At 65.0% G+C, this 24,185-nt stretch carries 18 protein-coding genes; 12 read left to right on the top strand and 6 right to left on the bottom strand.

Annotated features, from left to right (window positions below; genetic code table 11):
• Positions 1 to 13 precede the first annotated feature (13 nt).
• From AC5RUO_RS02405 to AC5RUO_RS02415, 3 genes are all read right to left on the bottom strand, one after another.
• Positions 14 to 2,086, bottom strand: coding sequence for a DUF6807 family protein (locus AC5RUO_RS02405; RefSeq protein ID WP_494102706.1), 2,073 nt, complete (start codon positions 2,084 to 2,086; stop codon positions 14 to 16).
• A gap of 17 nt (positions 2,087 to 2,103) precedes the next feature.
• A complete protein-coding gene (locus AC5RUO_RS02410; RefSeq protein ID WP_494102707.1) occupies positions 2,104 to 3,300 on the bottom strand; it encodes an acetylxylan esterase in 1,197 nt (398 codons plus the stop codon).
• 67 nt (positions 3,301 to 3,367) lie between these two features.
• A complete protein-coding gene (locus AC5RUO_RS02415; RefSeq protein WP_494102708.1) occupies positions 3,368 to 4,663 on the bottom strand; it encodes an ABC transporter substrate-binding protein in 1,296 nt (431 codons plus the stop codon).
• A gap of 351 nt (positions 4,664 to 5,014) precedes the next feature.
• Here AC5RUO_RS02415 and AC5RUO_RS02420 point away from each other — a divergent pair, with 351 nt between their 5' ends.
• The 3 genes from AC5RUO_RS02420 to AC5RUO_RS02430 all read left to right on the top strand — a co-directional run bounded on the left by AC5RUO_RS02420 (position 5,015) and on the right by AC5RUO_RS02430 (position 8,528).
• Positions 5,015 to 5,959 (top strand): carbohydrate ABC transporter permease, encoded by a 945-nt coding sequence (locus AC5RUO_RS02420; RefSeq protein ID WP_494009977.1) that lies wholly within the window; start codon positions 5,015 to 5,017, stop codon positions 5,957 to 5,959.
• A complete protein-coding gene (locus AC5RUO_RS02425; protein WP_494102709.1) occupies positions 5,949 to 6,890 on the top strand; it encodes a carbohydrate ABC transporter permease in 942 nt (313 codons plus the stop codon). Before AC5RUO_RS02420 ends, AC5RUO_RS02425 begins: the two co-directional genes overlap by 11 nt.
• A gap of 282 nt (positions 6,891 to 7,172) precedes the next feature.
• Positions 7,173 to 8,528 (top strand): ABC transporter substrate-binding protein, encoded by a 1,356-nt coding sequence (locus AC5RUO_RS02430; protein ID WP_494102710.1) that lies wholly within the window; start codon positions 7,173 to 7,175, stop codon positions 8,526 to 8,528.
• Between the two features lie 476 nt (positions 8,529 to 9,004).
• On the opposite strand, the gene AC5RUO_RS02435 is transcribed toward AC5RUO_RS02430, so the two are convergent.
• Positions 9,005 to 11,020, bottom strand: coding sequence for a beta-galactosidase (locus tag AC5RUO_RS02435; RefSeq protein WP_494102711.1), 2,016 nt, complete (start codon positions 11,018 to 11,020; stop codon positions 9,005 to 9,007).
• Positions 11,021 to 11,195: 175 nt separating this feature from the next.
• On the opposite strand from AC5RUO_RS02435, the gene AC5RUO_RS02440 reads away from it, so the two are divergent.
• From AC5RUO_RS02440 to AC5RUO_RS02460, 5 genes are all read left to right on the top strand, one after another.
• On the top strand, positions 11,196 to 12,485 hold the full coding sequence (locus AC5RUO_RS02440; protein WP_494051670.1) for an ABC transporter substrate-binding protein: 1,290 nt from the start codon (positions 11,196 to 11,198) through the stop codon (positions 12,483 to 12,485).
• A gap of 48 nt (positions 12,486 to 12,533) precedes the next feature.
• Positions 12,534 to 13,487, top strand: coding sequence for a carbohydrate ABC transporter permease (locus AC5RUO_RS02445; RefSeq protein WP_494009982.1), 954 nt, complete (start codon positions 12,534 to 12,536; stop codon positions 13,485 to 13,487).
• Entirely contained in the window at positions 13,484 to 14,401 is a 918-nt protein-coding gene (locus AC5RUO_RS02450) for a carbohydrate ABC transporter permease (protein WP_494009983.1), read from the top strand. The genes AC5RUO_RS02445 and AC5RUO_RS02450 overlap by 4 nt, the downstream gene beginning before the upstream one ends.
• A gap of 11 nt (positions 14,402 to 14,412) precedes the next feature.
• Positions 14,413 to 15,042, top strand: a complete 630-nt coding sequence (locus AC5RUO_RS02455) for a Poxvirus protein I5 (protein ID WP_494009984.1) — start codon at positions 14,413 to 14,415, stop codon at positions 15,040 to 15,042.
• A gap of 92 nt (positions 15,043 to 15,134) precedes the next feature.
• Positions 15,135 to 16,415, top strand: a complete 1,281-nt coding sequence (locus tag AC5RUO_RS02460) for an MFS transporter (RefSeq protein ID WP_494102712.1) — start codon at positions 15,135 to 15,137, stop codon at positions 16,413 to 16,415.
• 6 nt (positions 16,416 to 16,421) lie between these two features.
• Here AC5RUO_RS02460 and AC5RUO_RS02465 read toward each other — a convergent pair whose 3' ends face one another.
• Together AC5RUO_RS02465 and AC5RUO_RS02470 are read right to left on the bottom strand one after the other, a co-directional pair.
• The gene (locus AC5RUO_RS02465) at positions 16,422 to 17,672 is read right to left on the bottom strand and encodes a Gfo/Idh/MocA family protein (RefSeq protein ID WP_494102713.1); all 1,251 of its coding nucleotides are present in this window, start codon (positions 17,670 to 17,672) and stop codon (positions 16,422 to 16,424) included.
• A gap of 249 nt (positions 17,673 to 17,921) precedes the next feature.
• Entirely contained in the window at positions 17,922 to 18,944 is a 1,023-nt protein-coding gene (locus tag AC5RUO_RS02470) for a LacI family DNA-binding transcriptional regulator (protein WP_494051666.1), read from the bottom strand.
• A 146-nt stretch (positions 18,945 to 19,090) separates the two neighbouring features.
• On the opposite strand from AC5RUO_RS02470, the gene AC5RUO_RS02475 reads away from it, so the two are divergent.
• From AC5RUO_RS02475 to AC5RUO_RS02490, 4 genes are all read left to right on the top strand, one after another.
• On the top strand, positions 19,091 to 19,438 hold the full coding sequence (locus tag AC5RUO_RS02475; RefSeq protein ID WP_494102714.1) for an L-rhamnose mutarotase: 348 nt from the start codon (positions 19,091 to 19,093) through the stop codon (positions 19,436 to 19,438).
• Between the two features lie 75 nt (positions 19,439 to 19,513).
• Positions 19,514 to 20,680 (top strand): L-rhamnose isomerase, encoded by a 1,167-nt coding sequence (gene rhaI, locus AC5RUO_RS02480; RefSeq protein WP_494102715.1) that lies wholly within the window; start codon positions 19,514 to 19,516, stop codon positions 20,678 to 20,680.
• A 5-nt stretch (positions 20,681 to 20,685) separates the two neighbouring features.
• Positions 20,686 to 22,719 (top strand): bifunctional aldolase/short-chain dehydrogenase, encoded by a 2,034-nt coding sequence (locus tag AC5RUO_RS02485; protein ID WP_494102716.1) that lies wholly within the window; start codon positions 20,686 to 20,688, stop codon positions 22,717 to 22,719.
• Positions 22,716 to 24,173, top strand: coding sequence for a rhamnulokinase (locus AC5RUO_RS02490; protein WP_494009991.1), 1,458 nt, complete (start codon positions 22,716 to 22,718; stop codon positions 24,171 to 24,173). Before AC5RUO_RS02485 ends, AC5RUO_RS02490 begins: the two co-directional genes overlap by 4 nt.
• Positions 24,174 to 24,185: the final 12 nt, after the last annotated feature.

A 24,185-nucleotide genomic window follows, 5' to 3' on the forward strand; every position in this document is an offset into this window, starting at 1 on the left:
GCTGCTGTCTGGGTCATGAAAGGTCCCCCTGCTGGTTAATCAACGTTTCGATATCGGCTGTGCCCAGGATGCCGTCGGCCACAAAGACGGAAATGTTGCGGCGAACCGGATTTCCGGGTTCCGCGATGACAGGGGAATCCCAGGCGAGGGACTGGCCCACTCCGGGGTAGCCCTCCACCCGGACGAACCAGGGGTCGGTGGATCCTTCAGGAGCAACGAAAATCAGGGTTGCGTCGCCGCCCGTTCCCGCGCCAAATGTTCCTGACCACGCAAGCCAGCGCGTCACGCTGCCATGCACCGCGGATTCTCCGGCGCCGGCCGGAGTCCACACCGAAGCATCCTGGCACTCGGGAAGCCGCCAGAAGAAGCCGCCGTAGCCGCCCTCGTGTCGGCCGTGGGACCCCGGGCTGCCCAGGCTGACCGGCTGGTCGCCGGCGGGGGAGAGGGCGAACTCGAGGGACAGGCTCCACACGGACGGGCCGGTGCCCTTCCAGCTCCAGGTCCGGTCCTCCGTGAGGACGGGCATGCCGTCCGGGCCGTTCCAGCTGAGCGTTTCCTCCAGCCTGCCGCCCGGGCCGCCGGACGTGGCCGCGGTTTGTTCAACGGTTGTGGCTGTGACGGCGATGCTGCCATGGTCGGGGCGCCAGACGTACTGCCCGGCTTCGCGGGTGTAAGTGCGGCCGCCCCAGAAGTTGACGCCGTCCACGTCCTGCAGTGCAACGCCGGCGCCAAGATGCCAGACATGGTCGAGCGGCTGGTGATCGGTCACCACGGTGCCGGCAAGAGTGCGGACGGGGTGCAGGTAGGGCCGCGGGGAGGAAACGGCACGGATGAGGCTGCCGTCCTGGTAGTCTGCCACCGGTTTCCCGTCCAAGGTCAGTGTACGGACCGGTAGCAGGGCGCGGGCCCAGGGGACGCCAAGTTCGGCGAACGTAGCCTGCGCCTTTGCAGCCCGGTCGATCAGTTCTGCGACGCCGTGCACCACGGGATGCGCGTCGTCACCTTCGCCCTCCCAGCTGATGTGGTCCGCCCCAATAGCCTGGGGTGCCGGGGAGGTCCGGATGGCTTCCAGAACAGTGGTGAACGCCCCGGTGTCCGGCAGTGAGCACAGCAGCGGCGCGCCGGTGCTTCGGGCTTCGAGAAGGTTTTCGAGCAGGTCGGTCCGGCCGTAGGTTTCCCGGCGCTCGCCATCCGGGGTAGTGATGACAACCTCGTCCTGCGTGTAGAACAGGGTGATCTCACCCCGGGTGCCGTGAACGGTGACCGAGGGATTCAGTTGCTCCGGGGCGCACAGGGTCAGGCTGCAGAGGAGGGTGGCACCGTGCGCTGTGCGGACCCGGATCACCGAGGTGTCATCGCTCTCGGTATCGTGGGCGCGGTAGAGGTCCGTCTCCACCGACGCCACGTCAGCTACCGTGCGGGCGCCGGCCATATTCAGCGCAGTAGCGACGGCATGGGCCAGCGCATTGGTGGCCACGCCATCCACGACGTCGATGCCGTCCAGGCTGCGCTTCCCGGCCCAGCGTGAGCGCTTGAAGTAGGCCTTGTTCCGCACCCATTGTCCCTTGGCGCTCAGGCCCAGAACGTCGCCGATCGCGCCTGATTCCACGAGGTTGCGGATGGCGGGCAGCGCATGGGAGCCGAGGCTCTGAAATCCCACCTGGACGAGCTTCCCTGCTGCATCGGCAGCTGCCAGGACCTCGTTGAACTGGGTGAGGGAGGCTACCGGGGGCTTTTCCACATAGACATCCATCCCGGCAGCCAGTGCCGCGAGGGCCAGCGGCGCGTGCGTCTGGATGGGGGTGGCGAGGATGGCGACGTCTGCGCCCGGCTGTGCGGCCAGCAGCTCGTCCAGGTTGGCAAAGACGGCCACCGACTCGGCGAGCCGGCCCGGTGCGGGAGGGTTGGGATCAGCGACGGCAACCAGTTCCAAAGCGCCGGCCTCCTCCAGCCGGGCGAGGTTGGCCAGGTGCCGTTCACCGAAACCGTGGACGCCCACCAGGGCTATACGGGGAACGGCGACCGGTGCAGGGGAGGCATCGCGGGGGCCGCTGCCGTGTTCCGCTGTTGCGGATTGCTGAATCATGAAGGGGTCCTTGCAGGCTAAGGGGCAGTAGCGGATGGGGTTTTAAGTGTCAGGGTGCCGGTCAGGAAATTGAGTGCTTCGGCCTGCATGGCAGCGGTGAAAACGTGGCCTCCGGGCCAGAAGCTTCCGGTGTACGTGCCGTCGCTGTGCAGCGATTCCAGCACCCGGTGTGCCTGCCGCATCCCTTCCTCCGGGAAAAGCTCGTCGGCCAGGGCGTACTGCACCAGGAAATCGGCGTCTGACCGCGCAGCGAGTTCAGGCCAGTCGCCGAGTTTCCACAGCCCGGGCGTCTGCAGCAGCCAGGAGTGGGCGTCGAGGTAGGCGGGCAGCAGTGATTGGAATGTGGTCATCATGCATGTCACCACAGACGCCCGGATCCTGGGCGAGAGGGCGGCCAGCGCCAGGGACCGGCCGCCGCCGCCGGAAAAGCCAACGCAGCCCAGGCGGTCCGGGTCGACTCCGGGCAGCCCGGAAAGTATGTTCAGCGCGGCAAGGTCGTCGTGGGCAACCATGCCGGCCAGGCTGGTGCCCAGCAGCCCGGCTGTTTTGGCCACGGTATCTTCGTGGAAACCCGCCGCGGCGTTGTAATCATCAGCTTCGGAAGGCACGACGCCGTCCTCCCGCCACTGCGTCCGGCGCGCCTCAAGGGCAGACGCGGTCCGCCAGGGCGGGGTGGAGAGGTCAAAACGGCGGCTGCCCCAGGCAAAAGTGTCATGGGCGAGGACGGCAAAGCCCTTGCGGGCGGTGTCGGTGGCAAGGGCGTGTCCGTCGTAGTGGCCGGCGCGGGCGGCCGCGGCGGAAGGATGGTTCGCTGGAAGCTCCACCAACCGGTCCGCGCCGCCAAACTTGTTCCCGCCGTGGCAGTGCAGGGCGAGTACCCCGGGCAATGGGCCAAGGACAACGGCCGGCTTGACGAGCCAGGCCGTTGTCCTTGGCCCGAAGCCCAACTGCCAGCTGAGCTGGGAAGTGGTGACGCCGTCGTACGTTTCTTCCCAATTGACCGTGACCCCAGGAAGGGGGGACGCGCCGGGCACACCCAGCGCGTCCGATAACTCCTGCGCCGCCGGGGTCCCGGCGTTGTATTGGGGATGTTCGCCGACGTAGGCAGGCCAGTCCTCGTAACCGGCGATGGCGCTGGGCCGTGTCGCCGCAGTGTCCCATCCGGTACTGCTTGTTTCAGTACTGCGTGCGCTGGAACCTGCTCCGGTGCCCACTGGCCTGCCTCCTGTCCTGGCGTCGTTGGTGCGATTGCGGTTGTTCAACGGGCAGAGGCCCGGGGGGTCAGCCCAGGTTCTGGTTTACCTCGTTGATCATGCCCTTGGCAGCGTCGCTCGGGGAGATCTTTCCGAACAGTACGTCCGTGTTGTAACGGTTCAGAACCTCCATGGTGGCGGAGGAACCGGCCGGGAACGGCTTCGGCGGATCGATCTTCATCTCGGCAATGCGGTCCAGGTACGCCGCCTCCTTCTGCTGCGTTTCCTTCAGGAGGGGAGTGATGCCGGCCTTCAGTTCGGTGTTGGCAGGCATGCCGCGGTCGCTCTTGATCTTGCTGGCTGCATCCATGTTGTTAACCAGGTAGTTGATGAAAAGTGCGGCTTCCTTGGGGTGTGCCGACTTGGAGGAGATGGCGTACTCCATGGACGAACGCAGCCAGGCGCCCGGCTGCTTGCTCTCACCGGGCAGCTTCATCATCTCCAGCGGCGCCCCCGAGTAGGAGGTCATCTGGTTGCTCCACGAGATCTTCATGCCCTGCTTGCCCTGGCCCATCAGGGTCATCTCAGGCTGGGCCGCGCCGTCTTCCACCGTCTGCGATGCGGAAGGTGCACCGCCCGTTTCCATGAGCTTCTTGTTCAGTTCGAACCAGCGCGTAAGGGTGCCCTCGCTGATGCCCATCTTCTTGCCGTCGTCCGTGTACAGGGCCTCGCCGTTTTGGCGGGCCCAGACGGCCAGGAAGGAATCGTTGGCCATGGGGGTGGTGCCAAAGGTGCCCGCAGGGGACTTCTTGGTGACTTCGGCGGCGATTTCCGCGTAGTCATCCCAGGTCCAGGTCTCGTCGTCCGGAAGTTCAACGCCCGCTGCTTCGAAAACCGTGGGGTCGACCACCATCGACATCGAGTTGACGCCTGCTGTGATGGTGTACTGCTTGCCGTCGATCTTGCCCAGGTCCACTGTTCCTTCGGCGAACTTCGAGGTATCGATCTGGTCCTTGACCTTGTCCAGGTCCAGCAGCACGCCCCGGCTGGAGTATTCGCTGGGGTACGAACCGCTCATGGCGAACACATCCGGGGTTGTGCCGCCGGCGATCTGTGTTGCCATCTTGTCCCAGTACGAGCTGAATTCGGTGTTCTCGCCCTGGACCTTGATATTGGGGTTGGCGGCCTCGAAGTCCTTGATGACTTCAAGGGTGGTCTTGGCCCGGGAATCGTTGCCCCACCAGGCGAAGCGGATGGTGACCGGGTCCTCCGCCGTTCCTACCTTTCCTGCTTCCGGGCTGCTGCCGCAGCCGGTGAGAACCATGGCCAGCGCAGCTGTTGCGCCGGCTACCCCCGTTACTGACTTCTTGAGACGAAACCGCATTGTCCTGCCCCTCATGTTGTGTGATCTAGTGTGAGTGATGCCCGTTACAGAAAACGCTTTCTCAAAAACTAACAAAGGGCTATACAGGAGTCAAGAAACCGTTTACTTTGGTACGGAGCCGCTTTTCCATCAGCACCACCGGCGGCGCCCGGACCATATACACCTAACTCAGTTGGGGCGCAGGTTCCGGCGCCCCTAAAGTGCTCGAAGACGTCGCCCCGGCGATGACAATAACGTGGAGGCCACGATGACCAAAGGAGACCGCATGGCCGCTAAACACATACCCAAGGCACCGCGCACGGCTGGAACGCCGGTTGCAGCGGGCCTGCAGCACGGAACGGGGTTGCCGCAGTGAGCGCCATCAGCGAACTCAGCTCCATCACCCGGCGGAAGGGCAAGCTGACTGCCGAGGAGAAGAAGGCGAACGGCCGGGACAACAAGGCTGCCTACATCTTCCTGCTGCCGTGGCTGGTGGGCCTTGTGGCCATCACCATCGGTCCGATGCTGATGTCCCTGTACCTGTCGTTCACGGACTACAACCTGCTCCAGCCCCCGGAGTGGACGGGGCTGGACAACTTCACCCGCATGCTCAGTGATGCGCGGCTTCATAACTCGTTGGGTGTGACGTTCACGTACGTCTTCATCGGCGTGCCGCTTCAGCTGGCCGTTGCACTCCTGATCGCGCTTGTCCTGGACAAGGGCCTGCGCGGGCTTCCGTTCTACCGTTCGGTGTTCTACCTGCCCTCCCTCCTGGGTGGATCGGTCGCCGTGGCCATCCTCTGGAAGCAGATCTTCGGCACTACCGGCCTGGTGAACCAGGTCCTGGCGATGTTTGGCATCCAGGGTCCGGGCTGGATCTCTGACCCCAGCACCGCGCTCGGTTCGATCATCCTGCTGCATGTGTGGACCTTTGGTGCCCCCATGATCATCTTCCTGGCGGGCCTGCGGCAGATACCGCACATGTACTACGAGGCAGCAAGGGTCGATGGTGCCACCACCCTTCAGCAGTTCTGGCGGATCACAATGCCCATGCTGAGCCCGATCATCTTCTTCAACCTGGTGCTGCAGATCATCGGTTCGTTCCAGTCCTTTACCCAGGCGTTCATCGTCTCGGGCGGCAACGGCGGCCCTTCGGACTCCACGATGTTCTTCACGCTGTACCTCTACCAAAAGGGCTTCGGCCAGTTCGACATGGGCTACGCCTCAGCCATGGCGTGGGTCCTGCTGGTGATCATCGGCGTATTCACCGCCGTCAACTTCATCGCTTCTAAGTATTGGGTTTTCTATGACGACTAAGCTGGAGACGCTGCCCACCCCGGACAAGAAGTCCGGAGGCACCGGCAAGCCTACGACCCACCGCAAGCCCCGCGAGTCCCGCGGAACCCTGGCCTTCAGCCGGGCGCAGCGGAGCAAAGCACTCATGAAGCACGGCATCCTGATCCTGGCCGGCGGCCTGATGATCTACCCGCTGCTCTGGATGGTTGTTTCCTCACTGCGTCCCAACGAGCTGATCTTCCGCGAACCGGGCCTGTGGCTCAACAGCCTGGAGATGAGCAACTACACCTCCGGCTGGTCCGCGCTGACGCATCCGTTCGGCCACTACATGATCAACTCCGCGATCGTGGTGATCGGATGCATCCTGGGCAACCTGATTTCGTGCTCCATGGCCGCCTACGCCTTCGCGCGGCTGCAGTTCACAGCCAAGAAGCTGCTGTTCGGCATCATGCTCCTGACCATCATGCTCCCGTTCCACGTGGTGATCGTGCCGCAGTACATCCTGTTCTCGCAGATCGGCTGGGTGAACACCTTCTGGCCGCTGATCGTACCCAAGCTGCTGGCCACTGAAGCCTTCTTCGTCTTCCTGATGGTGCAGTTCATCCGCGGCATCCCCAAGGACCTGGACGAGGCTGCGAGGATCGACGGCGCCGGCCACCCACGCATCTTCCTGCGCGTTATCCTGCCCCTGATGGTGCCGGCCCTGGCCACCACCACCATCTTCACCTTTATCTGGACCTGGAACGACTTCTTCGGAGCCCTGATCTACCTGACGGATCCGGACATGTTCACCGTTCCGGTAGCGCTGCGGGCCTTCGTTGACTCACAGTCCGCAACCAGCTGGGGCTCACTGTTCGCCATGTCCATCGTGTCCCTCCTGCCGGTCTTCCTGGTTTTCCTCTTCGGTCAGCGGTTCCTCATCAAGGGCATCGCGACCACCGGTATCAAGTAGTCTGCAGCGGGAGGAGCGGGCGCCGCGACCCAGTGACCTCCCCGTAACACCCGCAAGCCCGAGCGGCCCGTCCCTGCGGCGGGCCGCTCGGGTGCCCCTGAAACGTCCTTTGGAATTTCGCCCGGCAACATCTTGTATTACAAGTTTCTTACTTGTAGCATCGGGTCTAGAAAGCGTTTTCCCATAACTGCCCCTCACTATCACTTTCATCGGACCCCCGTACACTCAGCATCCGACGCAACACATCCCCAACCCCAAGATCGAAGAAGATCGGAGCACCCAGTGCCACTTTTCCCCCGCTCTGCATCTGCTGCCAAGCAGGCTGCAGGTACAAACTCCTCCGGCGCAGCCCGCCGAATCCGCAAGACAGGAATCGTAGCCGCCGCGGCCGCCGTCGTCATGGCTCTCAGCGCTTGCGGCGGGGGAGCCGCCCCGCAAAGCGACGGCCCTGTTGAGCTCAGGTTCTCCTGGTGGGGCGGCGACAAGCGCGCCCAGGTGACCCAGGAAGCCATTAAGCAGTTCGAAGCCGAGAACCCGAATATCAAGATCAAGCCGGAGTTCGGCGACTGGAGCGGTTACTGGGACAAGCTCGCCACCCAGGTGGCGGCAAACGATGCCCCGGACATCATTCAGATGGACGAAAAGTACATCACCGAATACTCCAGCCGCGGGGCCCTCCTGGACCTTTCGAAGTACGAGATCGACACTTCCAAACTCGACGAAGCGGCGCTCAATGCCGGCAAGAGTGACGACGGCCTGACCGGCATCGCGGCCGGCATTAACGCCGCAACGATCCTGGCCAACCCCAAGGTCTTCGAAGCTGCAGGAGTGCCGCTGCCCGACGATTCCACCTGGACCTGGCAGGACTTTGAGCGGATTGCCACCGAAATCACCGCCAAGTCTCCCAAGGGCACCTACGGCGCCGCTGCCTACGGAACCGATGAAGCTTCGCTGGGCGTCTGGCTCCGCCAGAACGGCAAGTCCCTGTACACCTCAGACGGCAAGTTGGGCTTTGAGCCGAGTGACATCGCCGAATGGTGGGCGTTCCTGAAGCAGCTCAGCCAGAAGCAGGCAGTTCCGTCCGCTTCCGAGGTAGTAGAGGCTGAGGCCGCGCCGCTGGACCAGAGTGGACTCGCCACCGGCAAGAACGGCATGGCCTTCTGGTGGTCCAACCAGGCTCCTGCCCTGGAAAAGGCATCGGGCGGGGACCTGAAGATCCTGCGGTTCCCCACCAAGACCGGAAAGGCCGCTGACGCCGGACTCTGGTACAAGGCTTCGCAGTTCTGGTCTGCCTCCTCACGCACCAAGCATCCTGAGGAAACCGCCAAGTTCATCGACTTCCTGACCAACAACGTCAAAGCCGGCGAAGCGCTCCTGGCCGACCGCGGCGTATACCCGAACTCCGACGTCCGTGCAGCCATTGAATCCAAGCTGACCCCTGCCGACGTCAAGGTGGTCAAGTTCATCGACCAGATCAAGGACGAGCTCGGCGAGGCTCCTGCTCCGCCGCCGAAGGGCGCCGGTTCCATCCAGGAGATCATCAAGCGGTACACCTCCGAGGTCCTCTTCGAGCGGCTGTCCACTGAGGAAGCAGGCAAGAAGGCGCATGACGAGATGAAGTCCGCGATCAGCAGTTAGTCTTCGCACCCCGAACACTGCTCTGGACACCTTGGGTGGATGCCTCCTCCGCCCACAGCGTCCGACGGCGGGTGACAGCTCCGTCCCGGCAGGAACCACTGGTTCCTCCGGGACGGAGCTGTTTAAGGCGGGCTGTTTGAGGCGGAGCTGATAGGCGGGACAGGGCTGGTGCGGCATGACGCGAGGGTTTCCCGCTGTTCGTGCCCCGGCCAGTGCCCCAACCGCTTCCATAAACAAAGTCTTTCCAGCAGGGTCTGACAAAAACTGCCGCGAAGAACCCTATGTGGAAAATTAGGCGCCAGCCGGGACGCAGGCGGTGCAGTAAGGCTTTTCTGACCGCGTGGCAAACAAGGTGGGACGGGGGTGCCAAGCAAGGCGTCGCCGTCGTACATCTATGTGTGCCAGGGCAGCGAGGCTGCCTGCGCCACCGCTGGGGGCGTCACCAATTACCAGCGACGCCCCCAGTGCACTTGGGCCTAGCCCTCGGCAATAACCGCCACATTGCCGGCTGCGACAATTCCGGAGAACGGCTCACCAGTCAGCAGGTCCGTCCCGGCAGCCTCAACGGAAGCATCAGAGCGCGTGTGGTTAATGGCGAACAGGAAGCTGCGCCCATCGGCGGAGCGCCGCCGCGTGACCTCCACCCCCGGATCTGCCACAGCTGCAGGGGCAATGCCGGATTCCGCCAGCAGCCGGTCCACCAGCGACTCGATTCCGTCGCGGTCGGGGAACGTCGCCAGGTACCAGGCGGCCCCGCTGCCAACGGGCCTGCGGGTCAAGGACGGCACGCCTTCCAGCGGGTACTCGGTGAAGGCCTGTACTGCTTCCGCGCCGGCAAGGTGCACATGCTCGCTCCAAACGGAGGACACGCTCCCGTCGTTCAGCTTCAACTGTGACCCGGCCAGCAGGGGATGGAATTCCTCCACCCGCACCCCCAGCAGCTCGCGGAAGGCTCCCGGGTAGCCTCCCAGCCGGACATGGTCCTTCTCGTCCACGATCCCGCTGAAGTAGCTGACCAGCACGGTGGCGCCGGCCGAAGCGGCAGAGGCAATATTGGCTGCGGCATCATCGGTGACCGAGTACAGCGTGCAGACGAGGACCAGATCGTAGCCCTCAAGCGACGCAGAGGGATGCACCATGTCCACGGAGACTCCCCGCAGGAACAGGGAGCGGTGGAAGGCCCGCAGCAGGTCCAGGTACCGGACATCAATGCTGGGCTTGGAATCGATTTCGCTGGCCCACCAGGCCTCGTAGTCAAAAACGATGGCCGCCCGGGACTCCACGCGGGAGCCGCGGACGGGCTCGAGCAGTTTCAGGGCGGCGCCCAGGTCCACTACTTCGCGCCAGACCCGCGTGTCGCGCCCGCCGTGCGGCACCATGGCCGAGTGGAACTTCTCCGATCCGGCAAAACTTTGCCGCCACTGGAAGAACATCACGGCGTCCGCCCCGCGCCCCACGTGGGCGAGGGAATTGCGGAGCATCTCGCCCGGCAGCTTTGGCTGGTTGCGCGGCTGCCAGTTGACGGCCGACGTCGAATGTTCCATCAGGATCCACGGTTCGCCACCCGCGATTCCACGGGTGAGGTCCGCGCTGAACGCGAGTTCTACGTGGCGTTCCGGATCCGCGGCCACCAGGTAGTGGTCGTTGGCAATGACATCCAGGTCCCTGGCCCAGTCGAAGTAGTCCATGGCCTTTGTGGCACTCGATGCCATCAGGTTGGTGGTGCAGGGAACGTTGGGGGTCACTTCACGCAGGACGGCCACGAGGTCGCGGTAGTAGTCCATCAGGACCCACGAGTTAAACCGCTGGAAGTCCAGCTGCTGGCCGGGGTTCAGTGTGCTGGGAGCGACGCCGGGAGGCAGGATCTCCTCGAACGATGCGTAGTTCTGGCTCCAGAATGCCGTGCCCCAGGCGGCGTTCAACGCCTCGATGCTTCCATAACGGCGCTCCAGCCACACGCGGAATGCTGCCGCGTCCTCCTCGCCGTAGAAAGCGGAAACATGGCAGCCCAGTTCGTTGTCCACGTGCCAGAGTGCCAGTGCCGGGTGGTCCTTGTAGCGTTCTGCCAGCGCCCGGGTAATGCCCTTGGCGTACCGACGGTAAGCGGCCGACGACGGCGTGTAGTGCCGCCGCGAGCCCGGTCCCAGCACTGTTCCGTCAGCCGTGACCGGCAGGATTTCGGGGTGTTTGCGGACCAGCCAGGCCGGGGGAGCGGCGGTGGCGGTGGCCAGGGCCACCTTGACGCCGATGCCCGCGAGGTTGCCCAGCACCTCGTCGAGCCAGCCGAAATCGTAGTGCCCTTCAGTAGGCTCGAGCAGTGCCCAGGAGAAGATCCCGACGCTGAGGAAGTTCACGCCGGCTTCCTGCATCAGTTCCAGATCCTCCAGCCGCACGCTGACGGGCCACTGCTCCGGGTTGTAGTCACCGCCGAAGGCAATGCCTTCGACGTTGCTCCAAACGCTGGCCGGGCCGGAAGTTGCCTGGATTGTCATGGGACTCCTATGTCTGCTGCGGGGATAGAACATGTCGGAACGTCAGATGTTTGGAAAACGCTTGCCCAAATGGGGGAATGGCTATATTGTATCGTTTCAGAAGCCGTGTAAGCCAGCTCACTACTCGCGTTGTAGATGAGATCAGGGATTGCACACATCGAGCAAGGAGGCTCCCGTGATCAACAGAAGGCATTTCCTCACCACCGTCGCCGTCGGCACAGCATCTGCCGGCGTTCTGGCTGCGTGCGGCACCGGGTCCAGCACTTCCGGACAGACCGGTTCCGCCGAGAACCCCGTTACCATCAACTACACCTGGTGGGGCAACGACGACCGCGCAGAGCGCACCCGCAAGGCCATTGCCCTGTTCGAATCGAAGAACCCGGACATCAAGGTCAACGGCAACTTCACCGATTTTCCCAGCTACTGGCAGAAGCGTGCCACCGAGGCTGCCGGCGGCGGCCTGCCGGACGTCATGCAGTGGGACCTTTCCTACCTGCGTGACTACGGCCAGCGCAACCAGCTCCTGGACCTGGGCACCGTCAACATCAACACGGACGCCTTCGAGAAATCCCTCCTGCCTTCCGGCCAGATCAAGGGCAAGACCTACGGCATCCCCACCAGCACCAACGCCTTCGCGGTCTACTACGACCCCGCCAAATTGGCTCCCCTCGGTATCGCGGAGCCCACCGGCAAGTGGACCTATGAGGAATTCAACGCTTTCCTCACCGAGGTGGGCAGCAAGAGCAACGGCGCGTTGTTCGGTTCCACTGATTACACCGGTGTCTGGTGGATGTTCAACATCTGGCTCCGCCAGAACAACATCGAGGCCTTCACCGAGGACGGCAAGCTCGGCTTCAGCAAGGATGACCTGAAGAAGTGGTGGAACCTCACCGCCGACCTCCGCGGCACGCCCGCCATCGTCCCTGAAGAGCGGGTGACCCAGCTCAAGCCCAAGTCGGCACTGGGCTCCAATGTGACTGTCTCCGAGGTTACCTGGGACAACTTTATGGCCGGCTACCTCGGCGACAGCGGAGCGAAGGAACTCAGGCTGGTTCCGGTTCCCTCTGACGACCCGGACAACTTGGGCCTGTTCCTGAAGCCCTCCATGCTGATGGTGGCCAGCGCCAAGACCAAGTTCAAGGACGCTGCAGCCCGGTTCATCGACTTCATGGTCAACGACCCCGAGGTGGGCCAGATCTTCAAGACTTCACGTGGCGTGCCGGCGTCCAAGACCCAGCGTGACGGCACCACCTTCGAAGGCACTGACAAGCTGGTTGTCGATTACGAAAAGTCCATCGAACAGTACCTCAAGGACGCTCCGGAGCCGCCCATCGTGGGCTTCGGCACATTGGAAGCATCCTTCGGCCGGATCGCCTCGGAGCTGAACTACGGCAAGCTGGACGTCAACGCTGCTGCCGACAGCTGGTTCAAGGAAGCCGAAGACCTCATCAAGCAGAATGCCTGAGCAGGCGCATCGCCTGACCAGGACGTTCACAACTGACGGAATGAACTCGTGACTCAAAGCCCAACAATGAGCAGGCGTTCGACGCAAACCGCCTCCCCGCAGCCGCGCAAGTCGCGGCAGCGGGGAGCGGATGCCCGCGCTGGCTACACCTTCCTGCTGCCCTGGCTGCTCGGATTCATCGCCCTCACTGTTGGGCCCATGATTTCCTCGCTGTACCTGTCCTTCACCAACTACAACCTGTTCGAACCGCCCAAGTGGATCGGCCTGGACAACTACGCCAGCCTCTTCCAGGACGAACGGTTCCTGCAGTCCGTCGGCGTGACCGTCAGCTACGTGGTGTTCGGAACTCCGTTGAAGCTCGCCGCCGCGCTGGCAGTGGCGATGCTGCTGAACAGCAAGCGCCGCGGCCAGGGCTTCTACCGCTCCGCCTTTTACGCACCGTCACTGATCGGCGCGTCGGTCTCCATTGCTATTGTGTGGAAGGCGATGTTCGGCGACTCGGGTCCGGTGGACCAGGGCCTGTCCTTCTTCGGAATCAACCTCGGCGGCTGGGTGGGAAACCCGGCGATGACCATGCCGATGTTCATCCTGCTGACCGTGTGGCAGTTCGGCGCCCCGATGGTGATCTTCCTCGCCGGGCTCAAGCAGATCCCCAACGAGCTCTACGAGGCAGCGTCGATGGACGGTGCAGGCCCGGTGCGGAAGTTCTTCAACATCACCTGGCCCATGCTCTCCCCGGTGATCTTCTTCAACCTGCTGATGGAAACCATCCACGCGTTCCAGATCTTCGCCTCGGCCTACATCATCTCCAACGGTGACGGCGGTCCGGCCGGTTCCACCCTCTTCTACACCCTCTACCTCTACCTGCGGGGCTTCAGCGACTTCCGGATGGGCTACGCCTCGGCGATGGCCTGGCTGCTGGTGATCGTCGTCGGCATCATCACCCTGATCTTTTTCCGCACGTCCAAGTCCTGGGTCCACTACAGCGGTGATGCAAAATGACAACCATGGCAACCCCCACCCAGTCCGCCCCGGACGCACCGGTGCCGGTCTACAACCCGAAATCCGAGTCGGCGGGTGCGAAGCGGGCCAAGAGCCTGGCCTTTCATGCCGCAACCCTCCTCCTCACCGCGATTGTGCTCTATCCGGGCCTGTGGATGATCGCCTCGTCGTTCAAGCCGAACTCGGAAATCGGTGGTGCGAACACGTCTCTGTGGTCGAACAACTTCAGCTTCGACAACTTCGTCACCGCAATGGAGGGGATCGGCGGTGTGTCCACTGTGCAGTTCTTCACCAACTCGTTGATCCTTGCCATCGGGGCAGTGGTAGGCACGATCCTCTCCGCGTCCGTGTCGGCCTACGCGTTCGCCAGGATCAACTTCCCCGGCCGCGGCGTATTCTTCGGCATGATGATCGCCACCCTGCTCCTGCCGTTCCACGTGGTGATCATCCCGCAGTACATTGTGTTCCAGCAGCTTGGCCTGGTGGACACCTACGTGCCGCTGCTGATCGGCAAGTTCCTGGCCGCTGACGCGTTCTTCGTGTTCCTGATGGTCCAGTTCATGCGAAACCTGCCCGGTGAGCTGGACGAGGCCGCAAGGATCGACGGCGCCGGCCACGCGAGGATCTTCACCTCCATCATGCTGCCGCTGATGAAACCGGCGCTGATCTCCACCTCAATCTTCTCCTTCATCTGGAGCTGGAACGACTTCCTTGGCCCGTTGCTCTACCTGAACACCCCGGAGAAGTACCCGCTGCCGCTGGCGCTGCGCCTCTTCGTGGACCAGACGCAGAGCTCCGACTACGGTGCCATGATCGCCATGTCCGTGCTGGCCCTGCTGCCGGTACTGATCTTCTTCCTTGTGTTCCAGCGGTACATTGTTGAGGGCGTCTCCACCCAGGGCCTGAAGGGCTGACGGAGGCAGGAATGAGCATCATGGACAGCACCAGGCCCGCATCCGACCACCATGAACCCGTCCCGGTAAACCGCTTCGCGTTGTTCTCCGAGACCCTCCTGGCAGGGGTCCTGGTGCTGGTCTTGTCCATTCCGCTGGTCACGATCCCCGCCGCCTACGCGGCGGGGATCGCCCATCTGGAACGGCACCTCGCGGGCCGGGACGATTCGGTCCGCGGGCTCTGGGGTACGTTCAAAGGTGCCCTTCCCGGCAGCTGGAGGCTTGGCTTCATCACCGCGGCAGCCGCCGTCGTGATCGTCCTCAATCTCCTGCTGGCCTGGGTGGGCCAGCTGCCCGGCCGGGAGGTGGTCCTGCCGGCAACCCTGCTCCTGGCCGGCTGCGGCGCCATCCTGCTCCTGCGCACCACCGCCGCCTGGTCCGACTCCAGCGGCCCGGGCACAGATGCCAAGAGCGCGTGGCGCTTCGCGCTGGAAACCGGAAAAGCGTTGTCCCTCAAAGACTGGACAGGCTCGCTTCTGCTGGGAGCCGCCCTCTTGGGCACCGTGGTCTTCGTCTGGATGCTCGCGGCACTGTTCGTCGTGGTCCCCGGCACTCTGATCCTCGCAGCCGCCGCAGTAAAGCTTCGCTCACACCGGGCCTGAAAACCCTGCCTCAACACCGTTCCGGCGCCGGCCTCCCGTCGGCGCCGGAACCATTGCCCCAGTCTTCCCAGCTATCGAGTTGAGTCTCCGACGTGCCTTCCGAACGCCCGCGTTCCGAACAGTCCACCCACCCGCCTGAAAGTACCGCCCGCTGGTACCACCCGCTGAAGCAGCACAACTACCGGCTCTTCCTGGGCATGCAGCTGGCGGGCAGCGTCGGCGTCTGGATGCAGCGGCTGGCCCAGGACTGGCTGGTGCTGCAGCTGACCGGGAGCCCGGCGGCCGTGGGCGTCGCCGTCGCCCTGCAGTTCCTTCCCATGCTGGTGGTGGGGCCCCTCGCCGGGCTGGTGGTGGACCTCTACCCCAAGCGCCGAATCATGATGGTCTGCCAGACCGTGATCGTGCTTCTCGCCCTGGGCCTGGCAGCATGGGTGGCCAGCGGCTCCATCACCGTTTGGGCCGTGTATGCAAGTTGCGTTGCGCTGGGAATCACCGCCGCCATTGACCAACCCGCCCGGCAGGTGTTCGTAAACGAGGTGGTGGGCGACGCCGCCCTCCGGCCTGCCATCGGCCTGAACAACGCGCTGGCGCAGCTCGGAGCCATGGCGGGACCTGCCCTCAGCGGCGTGCTCATCGCCCAGGCCGGTCCGGCCGCCGCCTTCGCTGCCAACGCCCTGATCGGCGTACTGATGCTAGGGCTGATCATCGGCATGCGCACCTCGGAACTGTATCCCGGCACTCCTGCCGAACGTGGCCGCGGGCAGCTCCTCGCGGGCTTCCGATATGTCCGGGACAGGCCGCGCCTGCTGCTCCTGATCCTGCTGGCGGGGCTCCTGGGTGCCTTTGGCATGAACGGGCCCGTGGTCCTGGCCGCCTTCGCCGACCGGGTATGGCACAACGGCGTGGAGGGCTTCGGCCTGTTCAATACCGTCAGCGCCATCGGGGCGCTCGCCGGCGCACTGCTTGCCGCCCGGCTCAGGAACATGGGGCGCAGGGGCATCGTGGCGGCGGCCGGCCTCTTTGGACTGTCCCAGCTTATTGCCGCCCTGATGCCCAACCTGGTGCTCTTCACGGCGATGCTGGTAGTGGTGGGCCTCATGACGCTCCTCTTCCTCACCAGCGCCGCCACCGCGGTCCAGCTCGAGGCCGGCCCGGCCATCCGCGGCCGGGTCATGGCGCTGTACCTGCCGCTGCTCCTGGGCGGACACGCCTTGGGAGGGCTCCTCGCCGGCTGGCTGACAGAGCAATTCGGAGTGCGCACCGGACTGGTGGTCACAGGCGGGCTGGGCATGCTGTCCGCCGTTGTCGTGGGCCTGCTGCTGTGGCGGCATGGCAGGCGGGTCCTGCACGCCGTAAATGCCTCGCCGAAGTAAGGCTAGTCAGGACGCAGGGAGGGCGAACGAAGTAGGGGAGCACCCGGCCCATGGCAGGCCGAGTTCGCTGAAGGTGGCATGCTGCCGGCCGGCGCGTTCCAGCGCGTCCTCAATGTCGACCACCACGGCATGGGCTGCTTCGCCGTCGCCCTCCCACCCGACGTAGGCGCCGTCGATGGGGGCGGGTGCCGGCGCGGTGCGGATGGCCTCCAGGACCAGCATGAAGGCGCCGCTGTCCACCGCCGAGCTGAGCAGGGGAACGTTGCCGTTCCGGTGCGCCAGCAGGTTCTCGGTGAGGTCGTCCCGGCCGAAGGTTTCCTCCGTGCGGCCGGACGCCGTTTCGATAGTGAGGCGGTCCTCGGTGTAGTGGAACACCGCGGTTCCGGCCGATCCCTGGAGCGTCACGTACGGCTCCACGGACTCGGTGGCACAGATGGTGAGGGCGCAGGTAATGGGCAGGCCGGATGCGGTGCGGATCCGGATCACGGAGGTGTCGTCCGATTCGATGTCGTTCGCGCGGTACAGCTCAGTTTCCACGGACGCCACATCCGCCGTGGTGCGGGCGCCGGCAATCCGCAGCGCGGTTGCCACGGCATGCGCCAGGGGATTGGTGGCCACCCCGTCCACCACGTCGATGCCGTTGATGCTGCGCTTTCCCGCCCAGCGCGACCGCTTGTAGTACGCCTTGTCGCGCACCCAGCGGCCGGTGGCCGAGATGCCCTGCAGGGTGCCGATGGTGCCCGCCGCCACCAGCTCTTCGATGGCCCGGAGGGCGTGCGAGCCGAGGCTTTGGAATCCGATCTGGACGCTCCTGCCGGAGGCGGCGGCGGCGTCGAGGAGTGTGAAGTAGTCCGCGAGCGAGGCCACCGGCGGCTTTTCCAGGTAGAGGTCGGCTTCAACGGCCAGCGCGGCGAGTGCCAGCGGGGCGTGTGTTTGGATGGGCGTCGCAACGATGATCACGTCCAGCCCCTGCGTGTCCGCCAGCAGTTCAGCGAGCCCCGGAAAGACAACGGCTGACGTCGGCACGGAGCCGGGTGCCGGCGGCTGCGGGTCGGCTACGGCCACGAGTTCGACGGCGCCTGCCGCCTGGAGGCGTTCAAGGTTGCGGAGGTGGTGGGTGCCAAAGCCATGGACACCCACGAGAGCCACGCGGGCGGGGGCCTCGTCCTTGCCGGCAACGGCTGGTGTAGGCAATTCTCGCGATGCCGGAGCTCCTTCCGGCGCGTCCGGTACGCGGGGGCCAGCTGGCATTCCCATGGTTCTCCATTCCGCCCAAGGGCATGAGTTGTCGGCTTCGAGCCTCCGGCTGCGGCAAGCGCTTTCCGCCTTCAAGTGTGCGGCATGGTCCCTACCGCCGTCCAGTGATGTAACGATTCAAAATGGCGGTTGACCTGGCCCGTAAGGTGGTCTAGCTTCTGAGAAGCCGACTACCTGCGCCGAACCCATGCACTTGCGCTATCACCTATGGGCCCCAGGGCGGGTTAAGCCGGCCATCTACCACGGCACTTATCCGGCTGCGGGGGAAGCTGTGCTTTGGCGCACCACCAGTTCGGGGGTGAAAACCACGGAGCGGTGGGTGGCGTTTTGCGACTCCACCTCCTCGGACAGCAGTTCGATGGCGGTGCGCCCCAGTGCCTCGGTGGGCTGCCGGATGGAGGAGAGTGGAACCACTGCGGAGGCGGCGAAGTCGATGTCGTCATAGCCGATCAGCGCAACGTCTTCGGGAATCCGAAACGTGTGCGTCATGGTCAGGGACTGCATGACTCCCAGGGCCAGGAGGTCGTTCGCGCAGAAGATGCCCTCCGGCAGATCGTCCCTGCCGCGCTCCACCAGCATGTTGCCCACGCTGCGGCCCGCCAGGACGGTCATGCCCTCCGAGGTCAGCACCTCTAGCGTTGCGCCCGGCTCCTCCTTCACGGCCCGCTCGGCCCCCTGCAGGCGGTCGGCCACCTGGCGGATGGAGGTTGCGCCGCCCACAAAGGCCAGCCGACGGCGGCCGGTGTCCAGCAGGTGCCGCGCTGCCAGGTACCCGCCGGCGTCGTCGTCCACTGCAACGGAACTGAACTTGGTCTCGTCGGCCAGGCGGTCCACCAGGACGGTGGGCACGCCGCGCTCGCGCAGCAGGTCCAGCCTCTCGGTCACGTCGCCCACAGGGGAAATCAGCAGGCCCTGGACCCGTTGCTCCTGGAACAGGTCGATGTAATTGGCTTCCCGGCCGGCGTCGTGGCCGCTGTCGCCCAGCAGCACGGCGCTGCCGTGGAGGGCAGCGGCGTCCTCCGCCGCCCTGACCACCGAGGTGAAGAAGGGGTTGCCGACGTCCAGGACGATCAGTCCCACGGTACGGCTGTGCCCGGCCCGGAGCTGCCTGGCAGCGTCGTTACGGATGAAGCCGAGCTCGTCAATGGCCTTCAAAACCCGTTCCTTGGTGCGCTCGGACACCCGGTCCGGGTAGTTCAGCACATTCGAAACGGTTCCCACCGCCACGCTGGCGTGCGTGGCGACGTCCTTGATGCTGGCTGAGCGGTTCATGGTTCTCCGTGCTGCTGGTCCGCGTGCGCTGCATTCCGGTCCATGAACGGCCAGACCCGAATGCTTGACACCTACTCTGGTTCAAGAGTACTTTGAATCGTAACAATGAAACGATTCAAAGTTTTGCGAGTTCAGGAGAGTTCCAGATGAGGGTGTGCTTCCGCTCTTCGATCAAGCCGGAGTTGACCGATGAATACAAGCGGCGCCACGCCGCCGTGTGGCCGGAGATGCTCCGCGCGCTGAAGGGTGCCGGCTGGAACAACTACTCCCTGTTCCTGGGGGAGGACGGGCTCCTGGTGGGTTACGTGGAGTGCGACGACTTCGACGCCGCCCGGGCACGCATGGCCCTCACCGACGTAAACACCCGCTGGCAAGCGGAAATGGCAACGCTTTTTGCAGACTCCGGCCAGGCGCCCGATGAAGGATTCCAGGTCCTGGAAGAAGTCTTCAACCTCGACAGCCAGCTTGCGGCAGCAGGAACATCCGCTTTCTGAACCGCCGCAAGCGGCAGCCCCGGCAGCGGGGATGCACCCAACAGACCACAGAACAAGACACCGGGAAGAACCATCATGAATGACGTAGCAACGGCGCTGGGCAGGCTCGGGGAGCTTGCCATCGAGGTCCCCTCGTGGGCCTATGGAAATTCAGGCACGCGGTTCAAGGTGTTCGGCACGCCCGGCACCCCTCGGACCGTGCAGGAGAAGCTGGCCGATGCCGCAAAGGTACATGAACTGACGGGCCTGGCCCCCACGGTGGCGCTGCACATCCCGTGGGACAAGGTGGACGACTACGCCGCGCTGAAGGAATACGCGGCCGGCCTGGGCGTGGGGCTGGGCACCATCAACTCCAACACCTTCCAGGATGACGAGTACAAGTTCGGTTCGCTGACCTCGTCCAACGAGGCGGTCCGCCGACGGGCCATCGACCACCACCTGGACTGCATCGAGATCATGCACGCCACCGGCTCGAAGGACCTCAAGATCTGGCTGGCGGACGGCACCAACTACCCGGGCCAGGATGACATGCGCGGACGGCAGGACCGCCTGGCCGAGTCGCTGCAGGAGATCTACGCCGCCCTGGGCGATGAGCAGCGCCTGGTGCTGGAGTACAAGTTCTTCGAGCCGGCTTTCTACCACACCGATGTTCCGGACTGGGGCACCTCCTATGCCCAGACCTTGGCGCTGGGCGAGAAGGCGTTTGTCTGCCTGGACACCGGCCACCACGCCCCGGGCACCAACATCGAGTTCATCGTGATGCAGCTGCTGCGCCTGGGCAAGCTGGGGTCCTTTGACTTCAACTCCCGCTTCTACGCCGACGACGACCTCATTGTGGGTGCTGCGGATCCGTTCCAGCTCTTCCGCATCATGCACGAGGTCATCCGTGGCGGCGGTTACGGCAAGGACTCCGGTGTGGCCCTGATGCTGGACCAGTGCCACAACCTGGAAGAGAAGATTCCGGGCCAGATCCGCTCGGTCCTGAACGTCCAGGAAATGACCGCCCGCGCCCTGCTGGTGGACACCGCCGCCCTGAACGAGGCCCAGCACGCCGGGGACGTCCTGGCTGCGAACGGCATCTTCAACGATGCCTTCTACACCGACGTCCGGCCTGTGTTGGCCGAGTGGCGTGAATCCCGCGGCCTGCCCGCGGACCCGCTGGCCGCCTTTAAGGCCAGCGGTTACCAAAAGAAGATCAACGAGGACCGCGTGGGCGGCCAGCAAGCCGGATGGGGCGCATAAGAAGCATGAACAAGACTGTTGAAGACCTGATCTCACGCTCCAACCGCCTGGGCGCGGACAAGCGGAACACTAACTTCGCCGGCGGCAACACCTCCGCCAAGGGCACCGAGAAGGACCCGGTCACGGGCGAGGACGTCCAGCTGCTCTGGGTCAAGGGCTCAGGCGGGGACCTGGGCACCCTGAAGGCCGAAAACCTCGCGGTGCTGCGGCTGGACCGGCTGAACGCCCTGAAGAACGCCTACCCCGGTGTTGACCGCGAGGACGAGATGGTGGCGGCCTTCGATTACTGCCTCCACGGTAAGGGCGGCGCAGCCCCCTCGATCGATACCGCCATGCACGGACTGGTGGACGCCGCGCATGTTGACCACCTGCACCCGGATTCCGGCATCGCAATCGCGACGGCGGTGGACGGCGAGGCGCTGACCACCAAGATCTTCGGCAACAAAGTGGTGTGGGTTCCCTGGCGCCGCCCCGGGTTCCAGCTGGGCCTGGACATCGCCGCGATCAAGGACGCCAACCCGCAGGCCGTCGGCACCATCCTTGGCGGCCACGGCATCACCGCCTGGGGCGCCACCAGCGAAGAGGCCGAGCAGAACTCGCTGTGGATCATCGACCAGGCCGAAAAGTACATCCGCGAGAACGGCAAGGCCGAGCCCTTCGGGCCCAAGCTGCCCGGCTACGGTCCGCTGCCCGAGGCCGAGCGCCGTGCCAAGGCCGCGGCCCTGGCACCCGTGATCCGCGGCCTGGCCTCCACGGACAAGCCGCAGCTGGGGCACTTCAGCGATGACGCCGTCGTCCTGGATTTCCTCGAAGCTGCCGAGCACCCGCGCCTGGGCGCCCTGGGCACCTCCTGCCCGGATCACTTCCTCCGCACCAAGGTCAAGCCGCTGATCCTGGACCTGCCCGCCGACGCCTCGGTGGAGGACTCCATCGCCCGGCTGCACGAGCTGCACGCCGACTACCGCGAGGACTACCAGGCCTATTACGACCGCCACGCGGACGAAAACAGCCCGGCGATGCGGGGCGCGGACCCGGCCATCGTGCTGGTCCCGGGCGTGGGTATGTTCTCCTTCGGCGCCACCAAGCAGACCGCCCGGGTTGCCGGTGAGTTCTACATCAACGCCATCAACGTAATGCGCGGCGCCGAGGCCATCTCCACGTACGCGCCGATCAAGGAATCCGAAAAGTTCCGGATTGAGTACTGGGCGCTGGAGGAAGCCAAGCTGGCCCGGATGCCCAAGCCCAAGTCCCACGCCACCCGGATCGCCCTGGTGACCGGTGCGGCGTCGGGAATCGGCAAGGCCATCGCCACCCGCCTCGCCGCGGAAGGCGCCTGCGTGGTCATCGCCGACCTCAACCTTGAGAACGCGCAGAAGGTGGCCGAGGAGCTCGGCGGCTCCGACGTCGCCGTCGGCGTCCAGGCCGACGTGACCGACGAAGCGCAGGTGGCTGCCGCGATCGACGCTGCCGTCCTGGCGTTCGGCGGCGTGGACCTGGTGGTCAACAACGCCGGCCTCTCCATCTCCAAGCCGCTGCTGGAAACCACCGAAAAGGACTGGGACCTGCAGCACAACGTCATGGCCAAGGGCTCGTTCCTGGTGGCCAAGGCCGCTGCCAGGGTGATGATCGCACAGGGCCTGGGCGGGGACATCATCTACATCTCCTCCAAGAACTCCGTGTTCGCGGGCCCGAACAACATCGCGTATTCCGCCACCAAGGCTGACCAGGCCCACCAGGTGCGCCTGCTCGCCGCCGAACTGGGCGAGCACAGCATCCGCGTCAACGGAATCAATCCCGACGGCGTGGTCCGCGGCTCCGGGATCTTCGCCGGCGGCTGGGGTGCCAAGCGCGCAGCGGTCTACGGCGTGGAAGAGGAGAAGCTGGGCGAGTACTACGCCCAGCGCACCCTGCTCAAGCGCGAGGTCCTGCCCGAGCACGTGGCCAACGCCGCCGCCGTGCTCACCAGCAACGAACTGTCGCACACCACCGGCCTGCACATCCCCGTGGATGCCGGAGTGGCCGCAGCCTTCCTGCGATGAGCGGGCACATTTCGAATGTCGACGGCGGCAACGTGTTTGCCGCCGTCGACATCGGCGCCTCCTCCGGCCGGGTCATCCTGGGCCGGGTCGGCAACGGCGGTGTGCAGCTCGAGGTGGTCCACCGCTTCCCCAACGGCGTGGTGGAGATCGACGGCGGCCTCCGCTGGGACTTCGACGCCCTCTTCGCCGAGGTGCTTGAAGGGCTCCGGGCGGCGGCCACCACCGCCGCGGCGCAGGGCGAAAAGATTGCCAGCATCGGCATCGACACCTGGGCCGTGGACTACGGGCTGGTCAACACGGCCGGGGAGCTCACGGCCCAGCCGTTCAGCTACCGCGACGACCGCAGCCGCGCCGCCGTCGAACCCGTGCACCGCAAACTGGACCCGGCCCGCCTCTACGGCACCACCGGGCTGCAGTTCCTGCAGTTCAACACCATCTACCAGCTCGCCACCGAGAAGAACCTGGACGGCCTGCAGGCACTGCTCATCCCGGACCTGATCGCCTTCCTCCTCACCGGTGTCCGGCGGACAGAGGCTACCAACGCCTCCACCACGGGACTGTTCGACGCCGTGGCGGGGGAATGGGCCACGGAATTCCTCGCTGCCCTGGACCTGCGGCGGGACTTGTTCCCGCCGCTGATCCAGCCCGGGGAAACCTTCGGAACCCTGCTGCCGGAGATTGCCGGCCAGGTGGGGCTGCCGCAGTACACGACGGTGGTGGCGGTCGGCTCGCACGACACCGCGTCCGCCGTCGCCGCCGTCCCGGCCCAGGAAGAGGACTTCGCCTACATCTCCTCCGGCACCTGGTCCCTGGTGGGGCTCGAGCTCAAGCACCCCGTCCTTACCGAGGCCAGCCGCGCGGCGAACTTCACCAACGAACACGGCGTGGACGGCACCATCCGTTACCTCCGCAACATGGGCGGCCTTTGGCTGCTCAGCGAATGCCAGCGGACCTGGGCATCGGAGGGATTCCATCCCGAGCTTCCGGCGCTGCTCCAGGCTGCCGCGGCGCTGCCGCCGGGCGGACCGCAGATCAACCCGGACGATCCGTACTTTATTGCCCCGGACAACATGCCGGAGCGGATCCGGGCCGCTGTCCGCCGGACGGGCGAGGTGTTACCGGACGATCCGGCGGCCATCACCCGCTGCATCATGGACAGCCTCGCCGCCGGCTATGCCAGGACTATCCGCGACGCCGAGAAGCTCGCGGACAGTGCAGTGGACGTGGTGCACGTGGTGGGCGGCGGCTCGCAGAACCAGTTGCTCTGCCAGCTCACAGCAGATGTGACGGGCCGGAAAGTGGTGGCCGGACCGGTTGAAGCCACCGCCCTGGGCAACGTCCTGGTCCAGGCTCGGGCGGCCGGCGCGGTGACCGGCGGCCTGGCCGAACTGCGCGCCCTGGTGGCGGCCAGCAGCCCGCTCCAGGTCTTCGCCCCGCAGCTCACACGGCTGTAGCAACCCGCCGGC

It is taken from the genome of Arthrobacter sp. Y3221087 (genome assembly GCF_059089905.1).